The sequence below is a fragment of the Streptomyces sp. NPDC021012 genome (assembly GCF_044333355.1).
Classification (GTDB): domain Bacteria; phylum Actinomycetota; class Actinomycetes; order Streptomycetales; family Streptomycetaceae; genus Streptomyces.
Genome location: NZ_JBIRQU010000004.1, coordinates 404,243 through 421,252, shown reverse-complemented (window position 1 = coordinate 421,252; position 17,010 = coordinate 404,243). Strand labels below are relative to the sequence as shown.

At 70.7% G+C, this 17,010-nt stretch carries 14 protein-coding genes and 1 tRNA gene; 5 read left to right on the top strand and 10 right to left on the bottom strand.

What is annotated here, in order from left to right:
• Positions 1-740: 740 nt before the first annotated feature.
• Positions 741-815: transfer RNA gene (locus ACH4TP_RS16090), tRNA-Val, on the bottom strand.
• 264 nt (positions 816-1,079) lie between these two features.
• Between ACH4TP_RS16090 and ACH4TP_RS16085 the strand changes: the two genes are divergently transcribed.
• The 3 genes from ACH4TP_RS16085 to ACH4TP_RS16075 are packed head-to-tail and all read left to right on the top strand — an operon-like array spanning position 1,080 to position 3,425.
• Positions 1,080-1,742, top strand: a complete 663-nt coding sequence (locus tag ACH4TP_RS16085) for a DUF4097 family beta strand repeat-containing protein (protein WP_398438227.1) — start codon at positions 1,080-1,082, stop codon at positions 1,740-1,742.
• A gap of 34 nt (positions 1,743-1,776) precedes the next feature.
• A complete protein-coding gene (locus ACH4TP_RS16080; RefSeq protein WP_398438226.1) occupies positions 1,777-3,177 on the top strand; it encodes a hypothetical protein in 1,401 nt (466 codons plus the stop codon).
• A 32-nt stretch (positions 3,178-3,209) separates the two neighbouring features.
• Positions 3,210-3,425, top strand: a complete 216-nt coding sequence (locus ACH4TP_RS16075) for a zinc ribbon domain-containing protein (protein ID WP_389230483.1) — start codon at positions 3,210-3,212, stop codon at positions 3,423-3,425.
• Between the two features lie 66 nt (positions 3,426-3,491).
• On the opposite strand, the gene ACH4TP_RS16070 is transcribed toward ACH4TP_RS16075, so the two are convergent.
• From ACH4TP_RS16070 to ACH4TP_RS16060, 3 genes are read right to left on the bottom strand one after another with little or no spacing between them, the layout of a single operon-like run.
• A complete protein-coding gene (locus tag ACH4TP_RS16070; protein WP_389230486.1) occupies positions 3,492-4,340 on the bottom strand; it encodes an HAD family hydrolase in 849 nt (282 codons plus the stop codon).
• Complete coding sequence (locus ACH4TP_RS16065) at positions 4,337-6,976, bottom strand: phosphoribosyltransferase (protein ID WP_398438224.1); 2,640 nt, start codon at positions 6,974-6,976, stop codon at positions 4,337-4,339. The genes ACH4TP_RS16070 and ACH4TP_RS16065 overlap by 4 nt, the downstream gene beginning before the upstream one ends.
• Before the next feature lie 18 nt (positions 6,977-6,994).
• The gene (locus ACH4TP_RS16060) at positions 6,995-8,161 is read right to left on the bottom strand and encodes an HpcH/HpaI aldolase/citrate lyase family protein (RefSeq protein WP_398438222.1); all 1,167 of its coding nucleotides are present in this window, start codon (positions 8,159-8,161) and stop codon (positions 6,995-6,997) included.
• A 176-nt stretch (positions 8,162-8,337) separates the two neighbouring features.
• Between ACH4TP_RS16060 and ACH4TP_RS16055 the strand changes: the two genes are divergently transcribed.
• Positions 8,338-9,210 (top strand): TerD family protein, encoded by an 873-nt coding sequence (locus ACH4TP_RS16055; RefSeq protein WP_398438454.1) that lies wholly within the window; start codon positions 8,338-8,340, stop codon positions 9,208-9,210.
• 54 nt (positions 9,211-9,264) lie between these two features.
• Here the strand turns inward: ACH4TP_RS16055 and ACH4TP_RS16050 are convergent, their stop codons facing one another.
• The 6 genes from ACH4TP_RS16050 to ACH4TP_RS16025 form a co-directional block, all read right to left on the bottom strand.
• On the bottom strand, positions 9,265-10,002 hold the full coding sequence (locus ACH4TP_RS16050) for a Tellurium resistance (RefSeq protein WP_398178201.1): 738 nt from the start codon (positions 10,000-10,002) through the stop codon (positions 9,265-9,267).
• Between the two features lie 103 nt (positions 10,003-10,105).
• Positions 10,106-11,254: a DUF475 domain-containing protein gene (locus ACH4TP_RS16045; RefSeq protein WP_389230497.1), complete on the bottom strand. Its 1,149-nt coding sequence runs from the start codon at positions 11,252-11,254 to the stop codon at positions 10,106-10,108.
• A 29-nt stretch (positions 11,255-11,283) separates the two neighbouring features.
• Positions 11,284-11,859 (bottom strand): TerD family protein, encoded by a 576-nt coding sequence (locus tag ACH4TP_RS16040; protein WP_125663907.1) that lies wholly within the window; start codon positions 11,857-11,859, stop codon positions 11,284-11,286.
• 82 nt (positions 11,860-11,941) lie between these two features.
• On the bottom strand, positions 11,942-12,517 hold the full coding sequence (locus ACH4TP_RS16035) for a TerD family protein (protein WP_030495317.1): 576 nt from the start codon (positions 12,515-12,517) through the stop codon (positions 11,942-11,944).
• Positions 12,518-12,666: 149 nt separating this feature from the next.
• Positions 12,667-13,125 carry a peroxiredoxin gene (locus tag ACH4TP_RS16030; protein WP_389230500.1) on the bottom strand — a complete coding sequence of 153 codons (459 nt, stop codon included), beginning with the start codon at positions 13,123-13,125 and terminating at the stop codon, positions 12,667-12,669.
• A gap of 144 nt (positions 13,126-13,269) precedes the next feature.
• Positions 13,270-13,692, bottom strand: a complete 423-nt coding sequence (locus ACH4TP_RS16025; protein ID WP_041129060.1) for a DUF3052 domain-containing protein — start codon at positions 13,690-13,692, stop codon at positions 13,270-13,272.
• A gap of 430 nt (positions 13,693-14,122) precedes the next feature.
• Between ACH4TP_RS16025 and aceE the strand changes: the two genes are divergently transcribed.
• Entirely contained in the window at positions 14,123-16,855 is a 2,733-nt protein-coding gene (aceE, locus tag ACH4TP_RS16020) for a pyruvate dehydrogenase (acetyl-transferring), homodimeric type (RefSeq protein WP_398178210.1), read from the top strand.
• Positions 16,856-17,010 lie beyond the last annotated feature (155 nt).

Here is a 17,010-nt window from a genome sequence, read left to right as displayed (position 1 = left end):
CCGCCCGACGTGCTCCTGTACGCACGCTGCGCCGCCATAACCACAGGCCGAACCGCGCGAGAGAACATCTTCGCCAACGCCGACAGGCTCGCCCCGTACACCTTCACCGAACACGACAACGAACACCTTCTACACATACCGGACAAGTCACACGAGCCGGCCAGCGGCGGTCATCGATTATCGGCGCCGATCACCGCTGTATGCCCTCACACAACCCGCCGACGCCCCAGCAGCGTCACTTCCACCGCTCCGCCTTCGCCTTCCCCTCGGCTTCCTTGCGCTTCTGAATCGTGCAAGAGGACCAGCCCCCCGATGGCGATCGCACCGAGAGGCCCCGACCACGGCAAGCCGCCGACACCCGGCCCCCTTCTCCGTCAGCGCTCCACACCTGGACTGCGTCGTCGCCACGCTTCCCCCTCAGCGCCGCTGAGCCCTCACACCAAGCAAGCCTCCCAACAACCGGAGACGCCTGGAAGGCGCACCCCGAAGCACGACCACTCCTGGCTCGCACACCGGGGCGCCCGCTTCCCACGCCCGTCACTCCTGGCCACACCCCGACTACCGCCCTCCCCTGAACAAGCCGAAAACAACCGGGCGCGCTCCGCGACAGGCAGGCACTACGAGCACACAGCTCCCAGCCACGCGTGCTGCGCATAGCGGGCGCCCTGACGACCATGGGCGCCGACATCAGATGCAAATACCGAAGGCCCCTCGCCATGATCGGCAAGGGGCCTTCGTACTGGTGGGCACGGACGGTTTCGAACCGCCGACATCTGCTTTGTAAGAGCAGCGCTCTACCCCTGAGCTACGCACCCGTGGAAGAGGCAACAGCCTACATGGCCGGGGGGTGGGTGCGGCAAACGGATGGGGGGGGTGGGGGGTAGCCCCAGGGTGGGGAGGGTGGGTTGCCGGATCGTGACGGGGGGTAGTGGGGGCGTAGCGTCGGGGGGTCGGTGGGGCGCTGGGGCTGGGGAGTGAGTGGCGTGGGTGTGGGGCGTGGGTTGCGGGTGGTGGGTGCGGCTGGGGTTGCCGTGGTGGTGCTTGCGGGGTGTGGGGGTGTTGATGTCGAGGGGGCGCCGGTGGAGCGGAGGACGTTTGCGTTCGAGGGGGAGGCGCTGGTTGTCGACGCGGATGACTCGGATCTGGTGATCACGCCGGCTGATGTCGACGGGGTGCGGGTGGAGCGGCAGGTCGACGGGTGGGTGGTGATGGGGTCCGGGCCCGAGGCGAGCTGGAAGCTGGTGGAGGGGCGGCTCACGTTGCGGGTGGGTTGTGACGCCGTGGCGGCCAGTTGTGGGGCGGTGCACCGGATCCAGGTGCCCCGTGGGGTCGCCGTCACCGTCGAGGACGGCAACGGGGACGTCACCGCCGAGGGCTTCGCCACGCCTCTCAAGGTGCGGACCGACGACGGGGACGTGCGGGTGCGGAAGGCGAGTGGGGAGCTCGATCTCGCGAGCGAGGACGGGGATGTGAGCGTGGACGACTCCGTTCGCTCGCCCTCTGTCGTGGTCCGGGCCGATGACGGGGACGTACGGGTCAGTCTCGCCGCCGTTCCCCGCAGGGTCGACGTCGTCACCGAGGACGGCGACGTCGCCGTGACCGTGCCGAAGGGCGAGTACGAGGCGTCCGGTGTCAGTGATGACGGGGACGTTCGTATCGACGTGCCTCTGCGTGCCGGCAGCGGGCACGTCGTGAGCCTGCGCAGTGACGACGGGGACGTCGTCGCGCGGACGGTGAACTGACCGGGCCGTGTGTTCGTCTTTGCCCGGTGGGAGAATGAAGCCTGACCGGGCACGGCGGACACAGCACGGGGAGAAGTACGTGGCGGCGAGTGATGTGAGGGGTGCTTCGGCGCCCAGGCCTCCGTCCGCGTTCCGGTTGGCCTTCGCGCTGCCTCTGCTCGTGGGCGCGCTGCTGCCGGGCGCCTTCGCTGGTGGGGGGACGCGCCGCTGGTTCGGCGGGCGCGGAGAGGGGCAGCGGGCCGAGGCCCAGGCCGCCAAGGACGCCGCCGCGGCCGCTTTCTACGAGCTCGACACCGCCCAGCGCGGGCTGCGCATCTCCATCGAGACGATCACCGCAGTGGACGGTTCCCCGGAGGCGCGTCGTGCCGTCGAGGGGTTCGAGGCGCTCGGGCGGCGGATCGACGAGGTCAGCCATGTATACATCGGTGCTGTTGACGCGCATGATCTCGATCGGGACGAGTTGGACGCGGGCAGTGCCTCGCGCGCGCGTGCCGATCTCACCCGTGCCAAGGAGGAGCTCGACCGCGTCAAGGGCGAGTTGGACCGGTTCGAGGAGGGGCTCGCCCCGCTCCTCGGGCGCGCCGAGACGCAGCTCGCCCGCCTCGCGCCCGCCGTCGAGCGGGCCCGGCAGGCGCTGCGGGGTGCGAGCGGCGCGCTGGACGGCGCCCGGGAGGGTGGGCTGCGCGCCGATGACCTCGCTGTACGGCTCGCCCGGCTCGGGCCCGAGCTGACCCTGCTCAACGAGGGCGCGGGGCGGCACGGCGTCGCCGAGACGCTCCAGCGCGCCGACCGGGTGCTGCGGGACGCCGAGGCCGTACGCGCCGAGGCCGAGCGGCTGCCCGAGCGGGCCGCCGAGATCGACAAGCGCCTGGTGTCGCTGCGTACTCGCATCGAAGCGCTCACCACCCGCGCCGGGGGCGTCGAACCCGTCCTCTCCGAGCTGCGGCGGCGGTACTCGGCCGCCTGCTGGCAGGACCTCCAGCACGTGCCCGAGCAGGCCGCCGCGACCTTGCGGCAGGCCGGGGAGCGGCTCGCCGAGGCCGGGAAGGCGCGGGCCGAGCAACAGTGGCCCGACGCGACCTCGCTGCTCTCCACGGCCCGTGCGCTGCTCGACTCCACCGACGAGGCCGTCTCGGCCGCCGGGGAGCGGCTGCGCCGCCTGGACGCCGTCGCGAAGGACCCGAAGGCGGAGATCGAGCGGACCCGGTTCGCCGTACGGGACGCCCAGCGGCTCGCGATGGCGGGGCGGAGCACGCCCGACCCCCGGCACGCCCGGCCCCTCGACGAGGCCGTCGCCCGCCTCGACCGGGCGGTGGAGGGACTGGAAGGTCGCCACCCTGACTACTGGCACTTCCTCACCGAGCTGGAGGCCGTCCGGTCCGCCGCCGCGCACGTCGTCGGTCGGATCCGGGAGGAGCGGGGCGGCGGGCACTGAGGTACGGCTCGTCCCGCCGTTAGCCTGGTGCCATGCCTCGTTACGAATACCGCTGCCGCACCTGTGGTGACACCTTCGAGCTCAGCCGCCCCATGGCCGAGTCCTCCGCTCCCGCCGCCTGCCCCGCCGGGCACGACGACACCGTGAAGCTGCTGTCCGCTGTCGCCGTGGGCGGAAGCGGCTCCGCCGCCCCCGCTCAGGGCGGTGGCGGCGGTGGCGGCTGCTGTGGCGGGGGTTGCTGCGGCTGATCCATGGACCGCGGCGGCTGATCTCTGGACCGCTGCGGCTGATCCCTGGACAGCTGTGGCTGGTCCCTAGGCCTCCGCCGCCGCTGAGCCCTGGACCTCCGCCGCCGCTCTGAAGCGGCGGAGGATCTCCTCACCCGCCGCCACCCCGCGCTCGGCGAGGACGTCGAGGTGAGGGGCCGTCCAGTCGCTGTCGGCCAGTTCGCCGTGGCCCGGGCGCCAGGCCCGGTCCGCGGCGAGCAGCAGGTCGGCGTCGAGGAGGGAGTCCCCCGCGGCCAGGGTGAGCGTGGTGCCGGTGCGGCGGGCGACCTCGCGGACGGCCGCGCTCTTGGTGAGCGGCTTCGGTACGGCGTACACCTTGCGGCCCTGGAGCGAGACGGTCCAGCCGCGGTCGCCCGCCCAGCCGGCGAAGCGGTCGAGCCAGTCCTCGGGGAGCCGCTCCCGCTCGACGACGAGGTACGCGAAGAGGTCCTCGGCCACCCGGTGCTTGCGCACCCAGGACAGGTCCGTGGTGGCGGTGAGGTAGGCGCGGATCTCGGAGAGCGGCGCGCATTCGTCGGCGAGCCTGCGGACGACGGACTCGTGCCAGTCGCGGTCGGAGACGCCGTCGACGAGGATGTGCCCGCCGTTGGCGCAGATCGCGTACGCCGGTGCGGTGCCCGGGAGCTGGATGCGCTGGTACTGCTTGCGCGTCCGTGTCGTGGTGGGTACGAAGACCGTTTCGGCGGTCAGCCGCGCGAGGAGGTCGGCCGCGTCCTCGGTCATGTACGAGAGCGGCTTGGACTCGTGGACCTCGACGCAGAGCAGCCGGGGCGCCTGGGCGTCCGGCATGCCGAGGGCGAGGGCCGCGGTCGAGTAGATGAGGGTGCGGTCGAGGTCGCTCGCGACCAGCGTCTTCGTGCTCGCGGGCGTGGTCACTGGGACACCACCGCCTTTCCGTCGGCGCCTGTCGCGCCCCTCGTGTACTGGGGGTGGATCAGGCCCACGCAGCTGTACGGGAGTTCGTCGACCTCCTCGACCGGTACGCCGCGCTGCTCGGCGAGCAGCCGGACGTGCGCGAGGTCGGCGTCGGCGCCCCGCTTGGCGAGGATCTTCCAGGGGACGCGGCGGAGCAGGACGCGGGTGGTCTCGCCGACGCCCGGCTTGACCAGGTTGACGTCGTGGATGCCGTACTCCTCGCTGATCCGCTCCACGGCCGCCCAGCCCTCCCAGGTGGGGGTGCGGTCGGCGGCGAGGAGCTCCTTGACGTCCGTGTCGACGCTCGCGGCGACCTCGTCGAAGCGGGCCGTGACGGCGTCGAGGAAGGCCTCGGAGACGTCGGCGTCGGCCAGTTCCCGGTAGAACTTGGCGCCGTGGAAGTCGTCGGGTCCGACGAGGTCGGCGCGGAGGACCGTACGCGATATCAGGCCGGAGACCGTGGAGTTGAGGCAGGCGGAGGGGATGAGGAAGTCCTCGCGGGTGCCGTAGGTGCGGACGCAGGAGCCGGGGTCGGCGAGGACCGCGATCTCCGGGTCGAAGCCGTCGAACTCCTTGAGGGCTTCCGCGAGTTCGCGGGTGATGGCGCCCTTGCCGGTCCAGCCGTCGACGAAGACGACGTCGGCGGGGTCGTGGTGGGCGGCGAGCCAGCGCAGCGCGTTGGCGTCGATGCCGCGGCCGCGCACGATGGAGACGGCGTAGTGCGGGAGGTCGAGGCCGTGGCGGGCCTGCGCCCAGCGGCGCATGAGGACGCCGACGGGGGTGCCGGCCCGGGCCAGGGAGACCAGGACGGGGCGCGCGGACCGCTCGGCGAGGACGGTCTCGGTGACCGTGCCGACGGCGCGGGCGATGCGGTCGGCGGAGCTCTCCAGCGCGGTCTGGAAGAGCTGCTGGTAGCGCTCGCTGGGCTGGTACTCGACGGGGAGCGACTCGGCGTAGTGGGCGCCGCCGCTCTGGATGGCCTCCTCGCGTTCCTCGGTGGGGGCTTCGAGTTCGACGTCCGAGAGGTCCTGGAGCAGCCAGCCGACCTCTTCGGGCGCGTACGAGGAGAAGGCGGGGCCGCGGAGGGGCTCGGGCAGCATGGAGCTCCTTTCGGGAGCTTCGATGGCGGAGGCCGTGGGGGTGTAGGACGGGACCACCGCGAGCACGACGCGCGGGATGTGCGCGGCGAGCTGGGCGAGCAGGCCGTCCGGGGCGTGCAGGGCCGGGGTGTCGGCGGCGGAGTCGACGACGAGGACGACGGCGTCGAAGCCCGCGCCCGCGACGTTGTAGGCGTAGCGCTCGCCGGGCCCGTCGGCGGGGTCGTCGTGGGCCGGGAAGACGAGCCGGGTGCGGATCGCATAGCCGGGGTCGTCGACGGCGAGGACGGGCGAGCGGGTGGTGGTGGAGTACGAGACGTCGTGCCCGGCGTCCTCCAGGGCGGTGCCGAGACGCAGCGGCGCGTACATCAGCTCCTCGAAACCGAGGACGAGGATGCGGGGCCCGGGCCTCGGCCCGGCCCCTGCGGGCGGCTGGGCCCCTGCGAGCGGCTGGGCCCCTGCGGGCGGCTGGGCGGGGGACTCCGGGGCGGCCGGGGCCTCCCGCGTCTCCCTGGCCTCCCTGGCCTCCCTGGCCTCCCTGGCCTCCCTGGCCTCCCTGGCCTCCCTGGCCTCCCTGGCCTCTGGAGCCTCGTGGGTCGGTGCGGGGGTGGTGGGCCGTTCCGCGGCGGCCGGTGCGGGGAGCGCCTCCGCGATCGCGTCCGCCATGCCCGGGAGGGCCGTCTCCAGGAGCGCCCGGTGGTCGGGGGTGAAGCCGTGTCGGCCGCCGTCGGGGAGGCCTGTCGGCCAGGTGAGCTCGACTCGTACCGGCGCCTGGTGAGGGGCGCGGGGGACGGGGGGCGGGGTCTCGTGTCGCGCGACCAGGGCCTGGCCCTTCTGGAGGACGCCGGGCGGGAGGTGGACCGTTCCGGTGGCGGCGGTGATCAGGTCGACGCGGGCGCCGATCTCGGCCGCGAAGGCGTCCAGGCGGCCGAGGTCGGCGGCGGAGCGCATGTCGACGAGGGCGACGACGACGTACCGCTCGCGCGGGTAGCGCTCGTGGAGGGCGCGGACGGTGTTGAGGACGGTGTTGCCGGTGGAGAACTCGTCGTCGACGAGGACCAGCGGGCCGTCGCCGGCGAGGAGCTTCGGGTCCTCGGGGAGCAGGAGGTGCGAGGTGGCGTGGGAGTGGGACTCCTCGAAGCCGCCCGCGCGGGCGACGCCGGTCACCGGGCGGCGGGTGGAATGGAGGTACGGGGCGAGGCCGAGGCCGTCGGCGACGGCGTGCCCGAGGGCGGTGGCGGTCTCCGCGTAGCCGAGGACGACGGACCGGGCGGCCTCCGCGTCACCGAGGAGCTCCCGGACGCGCAGGCCGAGGCCGAAGCCCGAGCCGTACACGACGGAGGGGCGCTGCGGCACGTGCTTGCCGAGCACGTTGGAGACCAGCAGGTGCGCGCGCTTGGGGTTGCGACGCAGTGCGAGGCCCAGCAGGGCCGGCAGCTCCTCGTCGCCGATCAATTCGACGCCCAGCCGCTCCGCGACCCACGTTCCGGTCCACACCACGTCATCGACGTCCCTTCGTCAGCTGCCGGCCAGGCCGGCGGTGAGCAGATCCACGAAGCCGACGTCCTCGTTGGCGACGCCGAAGACCTCGGCGCGCAGGAGGGTGCGCTCGGCCCACGAGCGATGCGGCTTCACCTCGTTCATCTTGTTCGTGTAGGCGGAGCGGAGCACTCCGCCGCCGTCCCGCTCGGGCCGCAGGATGTCCTGGGCGTCGCTCCACTCCTCGTGGCTGACGACGGAGAGGGCGTGCACCGGCACCACGTGGGTGGGGTGGATGCAGGTCTTGCCGAGCAGGCCGTTGGCCCGGTCGAGTTCGATCTCGCGCAGCAGGCCGTCGAGGTCGTGCTCGATGAGCGCGGTGCGCAGGTCCTCGGCGCGGCCCTCCAGGAAGGGGCTGCGGCGCAGCTGGGGCTTGAACATGCGCTCGCCGGGCCGGAAGTACTCCCAGACGGGTCCGGTGACGGTGAAGCCGGTGCCGTCGGAGCGGCCGAGGACGTTGACGACGTCGGCGATGACGTTCGCGACGATCTTGATGTCGTAGGCGGTCATGTCGGGCGAGCGGCGCAGCCCGTAGGCGGAGCAGAAGTCGGTGACGCCGAGGCGGAGGGCGAGGACGCGGTCGCGGTACTTGTCGGTGATCGAGGCGATCCCGGCGAGGGTCTCGGCCCGGGTCTCCAGGTGGAGGAGCTCGGGGGACTCCAGGACGGGCATGGCGAAAAGCCGCCTGCCGCTCGTCCGCTCGGCCTGGGTGAGCGCTTCGAGGAAGCCGTGGCCGCGGGCCTCGGTGAATTTGGGCAGTACGAATCCGGACAGCAGGCTCACGGAGGCGCCGAGGCGGTCGACGAGGTCGGTGATCTGGCGCGGTTCGCGGACCCGGATGAAGAGCAGGGGGACGCCGGAGCCGTCGGCGGCGAGGTCGGCGAAGGTTTCGACGAGGTTGGCCTCGCCCGCCTCGACCTCGGCGTCGCTGATGGAGTCCTCCAGGCAGAGGACCATGGAGACCACTCCGCGGGCGGCCTGTTTGCGCACGGCGTCGGCGAGCCGCGGCCGGGTGGCGGGGCTGTAGAGCGTGGCGCCCAGGGCCACGGCGAGCAGGCGGGCGGGCGAGTCGGGCGTGAAGTCGGCCGGCTCGCGGTGGAACAGCCCGGTCCGCACCGCGGACGGGATGTGCCCGAAATGACGCATGTGAGTCCCCCGTCTGCCTCTCCGGCCCTGATGACATGTGGCCGGTAATAGTACGTAGGTACGGGTGTCCTTAGTTCCCTCTCCGCATGAAATTCAGGTAACTCGTCAGCATCCGTCACCCCTTCCCGGTATCGGTGGCGCCCCCGCGTTGTCCGCGGGTCGGGCGGGAGGGCAGGATTGCGGTCATGACGCACGCGATGCTGAAGGGCTCCAACGTCCCTCTCGACACCGCGGCCGTACGGGCCGTGCTCCGCTGGACCCCGGGCTCCGGGGTCCCCGACGTGGACGCCTCCGCCCTGCTCCTCGGGCCGTCCGGGCGCGTGCGGTCCGACGAGGACTTCGTCTTCTACAACCAGCCGCGCCACCCCTCGGGCCTGGTGCGGCGGCTGCCGAAGAAGCGGGTCTCCGAGGGCCTGACGGACACCGTGGAGGCCGATCTCGCCGGTCTGGACGCCTCGGTCGACCGGGTGGTGATCGCGGCCTCCTCCGACGGCGGCACCTTCCGGTCCGTCTCCGACCTGCGGATCCTGCTGTACGACGCGGTGGCCGGGGCGGACCGCGAGCCGCTGGCGCTGTTCGACGTGATGGCGGAGACCGGCGAGGAGACGGCGGTCATCTGCGGCGAGCTGTACCGGCGCGGGGACGGCTGGAAGTTCCGCGCGGTGGGCCAGGGCTATCCGACGGGGCTCGTGGGGCTCGCCACGGACTTCGGCATCTCGGTCGACGAGGACGCGGCGCAGGACACCGCCCAGGGCGCCGCTCAGGGCGTCGACGGCGGCTCCGGGACCCAGGAGGCCGCCGGGGCGCCCGCCGCCGCGACCGGCTCCCACAGCCCCGATCTCGACGCGACCGTGGTCCACACCCCCGTACCCCCGCAGCCGGCGGTGCCGCCCATGCCGGACCGGGCGCCCTCCTACGGCCACCCGCAGCCGCCGGCGAACGCCCCGGCCCCCGCGTACGGCTATCCGCAGCCGGTGGGCGCCCCCGAGCAGAACCCGGCACCGGAGTTCCGCATGCCGCCGATGGGCCCCCAGTTCGTCCGGAGCTGAGACCGTGGGCCGAGCCCGTGGGCCGAGGCCGTGGGCTCGGCCCACGGGCGAGGGCTACGCCTTCGTCTTGTAGCCGCGCCCCCACTGGAGTCCCCAGCCGTACAGCCGGTCCAGTTCGGCCTGGAAGCCGTACACGAACCGCACCTCGCGGCGGACGGTCAGCTCGCCCTTGACGTTCTCCATGGAGAAGACGGCGCAGGAGCGGGCCTGCGGGGCGCGCTCGTCGAGCTCGATCTCGATCCGGGGCCCGTTGCTCGGGTAGAGCGTGACCTTGGCGTGGGTGCGGTCGAAGGCCGGCGTCTGGTCGTAGATGTACACGAAGAACAGCAGTCGCTTGATCTCGTCCCGGTGGTCCAGATTGACGAAGAGCGTCTCGCCCGAGGAGCCCCCGAAGCGGTCGTCGCCGCTCAGCTTCACGTACGGGGCGGCGTTGAGGTCGCCGAAGAAGCCGCCGAGCGGCTGGACGACGCCCTTGCTGCCGTCGGTGAGCTCGTAGAGGCAGCCCAGGTCGAGGTCGACGTTGACCATGCCCTGGGTGTGGGCCTGGACGACCTCGGGCTTGAAGAGCTGGGAGGGGTTGCGGAGCAGCCGTCCGCTCTGGCGGGAGCGGCCCTCGATGTCGGAGGTCCGCATCCGCCAGGAGAGGTTCACCCGGAGGTTGCCGGTGGCGGCGCCCTGCTTGGTGAGCGAGACGGTCGGACGCCGTTTCGTCAGGTCGATCGCGTTCGAAGCGGCGCTGCCCGAGTCGAAATGCGCCGCCCTCCCCGGAAACAGGTTGTCCCAGAAGGCCATGTCGCCTTCACCCCCCACTGCTCGTCCCACACCGCGCACATGCCTGCGGGGCGGCCGGTGCACCGGCCGCCCCGCAGTGAAGCATTCCTCGCTGCCGGGGGTGTCACACCCCGGACGGCACCTCGGTCTTGTCGCCCGAGGAGCCGGAGCTGCCCTCGGCCGCCGCGAGCGCCTTGTTGCGGCGGACGGAGGACCAGAAGGACCAGGCGATGAGGAGGACGCCGATGCTGCCGGTGACGATCTCGGGGATCTCGTACTGGATGGTGACCATGAGGACCACGGCCAGGGCGCCGATCGCGTAGTGGGCGCCGTGCTCCAGGTAGACGTAGTCGTCGAGGGTGCCCTGGCGGACCAGGTAGACCGTCAGCGAACGGACGTACATGGCGCCGACGCCGAGGCCGAGGGCCATCAGGACGATGTCGTTGGTGATGGCGAAGGCGCCGATGACGCCGTCGAAGGAGAAGGAGGCGTCGAGGACCTCCAGGTAGAGGAACATGAAGAAGGCGGCCTTGCCCGCGAGCTGGATCACGGTGACCTTCTTGCCGGTGCGCTTGGCCTCTTCCTCGGCCTCGTGCTCGCGCTCCTCTTCCTCCTCCAGCTTGTTCTCGAAGTAGCCGGAGAGACCGCCGACGACGAGGTACGTGATGAGGCCGGCGATGCCGGAGACCAGGACCGTCTGCGCCTTGTCGACGTGCGCGCCGCCGTGCTGGTGGGCGTGGGTCGCGAAGGTCATCGAGGTGATCAGCAGGACGATGAGGGCGATGCAGACCGACAGCATGTCGACCTTGCCGAGCTTGGCCAGCGGGCGCTCGATCCAGCGCAGCCACTGGATGTCACGCTCCTCGAAGATGAAGTCGAGGAAGATCATCAGCAGGAACATGCCACCGAAGGCGGCGATCGACGGGTGCGCGTCGGTCACCAGCTCCTGGTACCGGTCCGCGTCGTTGAGCGCAAGATTGACGGCCTCGATGGGGCCGATCTTCGCGCTGATGGCGACGATCACGACGGGGAAGACGAGGCGCATGCCGAAGACGGCGATGAGCACACCGACCGTGAGGAAGATCTTCTGCCAGAAGGCGTTCATCTTCTGCAGGATTCCGGCGTTGACCACCGCGTTGTCGAACGAGAGGGAGATCTCGAGGACGCAGAGGATCGCGACGATCCCGAACGCCTCCCACCCCCCGTAGAGCACGGCCACGGCCAAGCCGATCACAGTGATCGCGAACGACCAGCCGAAGGTTTTCAGAATCACTGTCTACCCCATCGTGAAATTACATGGCTTTACGAAACGTTGACCCCGAAGTCTAGAGCGATGCCCCGGAGACCGGACGCATACCCCTGTCCCACCGCCCGGAACTTCCATTCGCCGTTGTAGCGGTAGAGCTCGCCGAAGATCATCGCGGTCTCCGTGGAGGCGTCCTCCGAGAGGTCGTACCGGGCGAGTTCCTGACCGTCCGTCTGGTTCACGACGCGGATGAACGCGTTGCTGACCTGGCCGAAGCTCTGGCCACGGTTGTCGGCGTCGTGGATCGACACCGGGAAGACGATCTTGTCGCAGTGGGCCGGCACCTTGGTGAGGTCCACGATGAGGGACTCGTCGTCCCCGTCACCCTCGCCGGTGAGGTTGTCGCCGGTGTGTTCGACGGAGCCCTCGGGGCTGCGGAGCTGGTTGTAGAAGACGAAGTACTCGTCCCCGAGTACCCGGCCGGCCTGGCACAGCAGGGCGCTGGCGTCGAGGTCGAAGGGGGCTCCGGTGGTGGAGCGCGCGTCCCAGCCGAGTCCCACGAGGACCTGTGTGAGGTTGGGTGCGGCCTTGGACAGGGAGACGTTGCCCCCCTTGGCGAGCGTGACGCCCATGATTCGGTTCCTCCCCGGTGGTGATGAGGCACGTCCGGCGCCGCACGTGAGGTGCGGCGCCGGACGGTTCGAACGGTTCGACTCAGACGTTGACGCCGAAGTCCTGCGCGATGCCGCGCAGACCCGAGGCGTAGCCCTGGCCGACGGCGCGGAACTTCCACTCCGCACCGTGACGGTACAGCTCGCCGAAGACCATCGCGGTCTCGGTCGAGGCGTCCTCGGAGAGGTCGTACCGGGCGATCTCGGCGCCGCCGGCCTGGTTCACGACGCGGATGAACGCGTTGCGCACCTGGCCGAAGGACTGCTGGCGGTTCTCGGCGTCGTAGATCGAGACCGGGAAGACGATCTTGGCCACGTCGGCCGGGACACCGGCGAGGTTGACCTTGACCTGCTCGTCGTCACCCTCGCCCTCACCGGTGAGGTTGTCACCGGTGTGCTCGACCGAGCCGTCGGCGCTCTTCAGGTTGTTGAAGAAGACGAAGTCCTGGTCGTTGCGGACCTTGCCCGCCTCGCTCACCAGGATGGCGCTGGCGTCGAGGTCGAAGTCCGTACCGGTGGTGGTGCGGACGTCCCAGCCCAGACCGACGGTCACGGCGGTGAGGCCAGGGGCCTCCTTGGTCAGCGAGACGTTGCCGCCCTTGCTGAGGCTGACTCCCACGAGTCCCTCCATAGGTTTCCAGGGGCAGCGCCCCCAGTCGTGCGTTGGCATCGGATCAACGTCTGGATCCTAGTGACGGGTTCCCGGTCGAAACAGTCGATTCGCCCGGTGATTCCCGGGGTGTCGATCCCGTCCCGGTCCCGCGGAGCTCAGAGGGCTTCGAGGGCCTTGAGGTAATCGCCGAGGTCACGGGCGTCCGACAGGGCGTTCACGACGGTCCAGCGGACGACGCCCTCCTTGTCGATGACGAAGGTGCCGCGGACCGCGCAGCCCTTCTCCTCGTCGAAGACGCCGTAGGCGCGGGAGGCCTCGCCGTGCGGCCAGAAGTCGGAGAGCAGCGGGAACTCCAGGTCCTCCTGGTCGCCGAAGACGCGGAGGGTGTGGATGGAGTCGTTGGAGACGGCGAGGAGCTGGGTGTCGTCGTTGACGAACGCCGGGAGGTTGTCGCGGAGCTCGCGCAGTTCACCCGTGCAGACCCCGGTGAAGGCGAAGGGGTAGAAGAGCAGGACCACGTTCTTCTCGCCGCGGAAGCCGGAGAGCCGCACGGTCCGCCCGTGGTTGTCCTTGAGCTCGAAATCCGGGGCCTGGGTGCCGACCTCGATCGCCATCGCGTACGCGTCCCTTCCGACGGGCCCCGGGCCTTGGCCGTCTCGCCTTGGGCCGTCTCGGTGAACCCGGGTGGACCCCACCCTACGGCCTGCGCACGAAAGCCCCCGCCGGCGGGCCGGCGGGGGCTTCTCGCAGCGTGGTGATCAGCGCTTGGGGGCGACCAGGCGGGCGCCCGCCCAGTCCTTGGCGACGCTGATGCTCTTGGTCTGGGAGAGACCAGCGGTCTGCGCGGCATCGTTGATGTCGGACGGCTCGATGTAGCCGTCACGGCCCGTCTTCGGCGTCAGCAGCCAGATCACGCCGCCGTCCTCCAGAAGACCGATGGAGTCCACCAGGGCGTCGGTGAGATCGCCGTCCTCGTCACGGAACCAGAGCACGACGGCGTCGGCGACGTCGTCGTAGTCCTCGTCCACGAGGTCCTGGCCGATGATGGACTCGATGCCTTCACGGAGATCGTGGTCGACGTCGTCGTCGTAGCCGATCTCCTGGACCACCTGTCCGGGCTCGAACCCCAGCCTGACGGCCGGGTTGGTCCGCTCCTCCGCGTGGTCCGCGGTCGCGCTCACGGCTTGCCTCCTGCTCATTCGGAAAATGCTTGTGGGCCACGCGTATGCGCGTGGCGCTGGCCGTAGTCCACACGTGCCGGGGCGGATCGCGCAAGTACCCGGCCCCCGAGACCGCCGAAACGGTGACGTTTGGGGCCGTCTCGCCGCAACTTCCGGCACTGTCGGACCCTCCTCGGTGATCAGGCACACATGATTCGTCCCGGTTCATTGGCTTCTGCGGTTTCAGTCTGCCGAACGCCCGCACGAAACGCATGCGCGGGTTGGGCGTAAGGTTGCGATTTGACCACACTCCGACACCTGGAAGGCGGGCGAGGCACCCCGGGGGTTACTCCCCGGTAAATGTGACGTCTGACGTCGGCGGGGTACACGATGGACACCCCGACCAGCCCGTGGCCGCCCCGTGGGCACCACCGAACAGCGAAGGAAGAGCGTGGCTCCCGGATCCGATCGCAACCCGATCATCATTGGCGGCCTTCCCAGCCAGGTCCCGGATTTCGACCCGGAAGAGACCCAGGAATGGCTCGACTCCCTCGACGCGGCCGTCGACGAGCGGGGCCGTGAGCGGGCCCGCTACCTCATGCTCCGCCTGATCGAGCGGGCCCGCGAGAAGCGCGTGGCCGTGCCCGAGATGCGCAGCACGGACTACGTCAACACCATCGCCACCAAGGACGAGCCCTTCTTCCCCGGCAACGAGGAGATCGAGCGCAAGGTCCTCAACGCCACCCGGTGGAACGCGGCCGTGATGGTCTCGCGCGCCCAGCGCCCGGGCATCGGCGTCGGTGGTCACATCGCGACCTTCGCCTCCTCGGCCTCGCTGTACGACGTCGGCTTCAACCACTTCTTCCGCGGCAAGGACGAGGGCGACGGCGGCGACCAGATCTTCTTCCAGGGGCACGCCTCCCCCGGCATCTACGCCCGCGCGTACCTCCTCGACCGGCTGAACGCGACGCAGCTCGACGCCTTCCGCCAGGAGAAGTCGAAGTTCCCCAACGGCCTTTCGTCGTACCCGCACCCGCGGCTGATGCCGGACTTCTGGGAGTTCCCGACCGTGTCGATGGGCCTCGGCCCGCTCGGCGCGATCTACCAGGCGCGGATGAACCGCTACATGGAGGCGCGCGGCATCGCCGACACCTCCAAGTCGCACGTCTGGGCCTTCCTCGGCGACGGCGAGATGGACGAGGTCGAGTCGCTCGGCCAGCTCTCCATCGCCGCCCGAGAGGGACTGGACAACCTGACCTTCGTCGTCAACTGCAACCTCCAGCGGCTCGACGGCCCGGTCCGCGGCAACGGCAAGATCATCCAGGAGCTGGAGTCGATCTTCCGGGGCAACGGCTGGAACGTCATCAAGCTGATCTGGGACCGCTCCTGGGACCCGCTGCTCGCCCAGGACCGCGACGGCATCCTGGTCAACAAGCTGAACACCACCCCGGACGGCCAGTTCCAGACGTACGCCACGGAGACCGGCGGCTACATCCGGGACCACTTCTTCGGCGACGACCACCGGCTGCGGGCCATGGTCGAGGGCATGTCGGACCAGCAGGTCCTGCACCTGGGCCGCGGCGGCCACGACCACAAGAAGATCTACGCGGCCTACGCGGCGGCGAAGGCCCACGCCGGCCAGCCGACCGTGATCCTCGCGCAGACCGTCAAGGGCTGGACGCTGGGCCCGAACTTCGAGGGCCGCAACGCGACCCACCAGATGAAGAAGCTGACGGTCGACGACCTCAAGCGCTTCCGCGACCGGCTGCACATCCCGGTGACGGACAAGCAGTTGGAGGAGGGCCTGCCGCCGTACTACCACCCGGGCCGGGACTCCGAGGAGATCCAGTACATGCACGACCGCCGCAAGGCGCTGGGCGGGTACGTCCCCACCCGCGTCGTGCGGGCGAAGCCGCTGGCCCTCCCCGACGACAAGGCCTACGCGGCGGCCAAGAAGGGCTCGGGGCAGCAGTCGATCGCCACCACGATGGCCTTCGTCCGCATCCTGAAGGACCTCATGCGGGACAAGGAGATCGGCAAGCGCTTCGTGCTGATCGCCCCCGACGAGTACCGCACCTTCGGCATGGACGCGTTCTTCCCGAGCGCCAAGATCTACAACCCGCTGGGCCAGCAGTACGAGGCGGTGGACCGCGAACTCCTCCTCGCCTACAAGGAGTCGCCGACCGGCCAGATGCTGCACGACGGCATCTCCGAGGCCGGCTGCACGGCCTCGCTGATCGCCGCCGGTTCGGCGTACGCCACGCACGGCGAGCCGCTGATCCCGGTGTACGTCTTCTACTCGATGTTCGGTTTCCAGCGGACCGGCGACCAGTTCTGGCAGATGTCCGACCAGCTGGCGCGCGGCTTCGTGCTCGGCGCCACCGCCGGCCGCACGACGCTGACCGGTGAGGGCCTCCAGCACGCGGACGGTCACTCCCACCTCCTCGCTTCCACCAACCCGGCCTGCATCGCCTACGACCCGGCGTTCGGCTTCGAGATCGCGCACATCGTCAAGGACGGTCTGCGCCGGATGTACGGCCCCGAGGCCGAGGACGTCTTCTACTACCTGACCGTCTACAACGAGCCGATCCAGCACCCGGCCGAGCCCGAGAACGTGGACGTCGACGGCATCCTCCAGGGCATCCACCGCCTGAAGGCGGCCGAGGCCGGCACGATCCCGGCGCAGATCATGGCCTCGGGCGTCGCCGTGCCGTGGGCGATCGAGGCGCAGCGGATCCTCGCCGAGGAGTGGAACGTCAGGGCTGACGTCTGGTCCGCGACCTCCTGGACCGAGCTGCGCCGCGAGGCCGTGGCCGTCGAGGAGCACAACCTGCTCCACCCGGACGAGGAGCAGCGCGTCCCGTACGTGACGCGCAAGCTCCAGGGCGCCCAGGGCCCGTTCGTCGCGGTCTCGGACTGGATGCGCACGGTGCCGGACCAGATCTCCCGCTGGGTGCCCGGCTCGTACACCTCGCTGGGCGCGGACGGCTTCGGCTTCGCGGACACGCGCGGTGCGGCCCGCCGCTACTTCCACATCGACGCGCAGTCGATCGTGCTCGCCGTGCTGACCGAGCTCGCCCGCGAGGGCAAGGTCGAGCGCTCGGCCCTGAAGCAGGCCGTGGACCGCTACCAGCTGCTCGACGTGGCGGCCGCCGACCCGGGCGCCGCGGGCGGCGACGCCTGACGGCGAGGGCCGACGGCGAGGGCCGACGGCGGCGGTTGACGGCGACGGTTGATGGGTCGCTTCAGCCGGTAGTCCGTTTCGGCTGGTGAGGGCGGTGGGACGTGGTCCCGCCGCCCTTCGGCGTTTCCTCCGTTCCTTACGATGCCAGTCATGCC

Coding starts and splice junctions, on each gene's coding strand:
- ACH4TP_RS16075 (WP_389230483.1), top strand. CDS start 3,210: ATGCCTCGTTACGAATACCGCTGCCGCACCTGTGGTGACACCTTCGAG.
- ACH4TP_RS16050 (WP_398178201.1), bottom strand. CDS start 10,002: ATGGCCTTCTGGGACAACCTGTTTCCGGGGAGGGCGGCGCATTTCGAC.
- ACH4TP_RS16060 (WP_398438222.1), bottom strand. CDS start 8,161: ATGCGTCATTTCGGGCACATCCCGTCCGCGGTGCGGACCGGGCTGTTC.
- ACH4TP_RS16040 (WP_125663907.1), bottom strand. CDS start 11,859: ATGGGCGTCACGCTCGCCAAGGGGGGCAACGTCTCCCTGTCCAAGGCC.
- ACH4TP_RS16030 (WP_389230500.1), bottom strand. CDS start 13,125: ATGGCGATCGAGGTCGGCACCCAGGCCCCGGATTTCGAGCTCAAGGAC.
- ACH4TP_RS16080 (WP_398438226.1), top strand. CDS start 1,777: ATGAAGCCTGACCGGGCACGGCGGACACAGCACGGGGAGAAGTACGTG.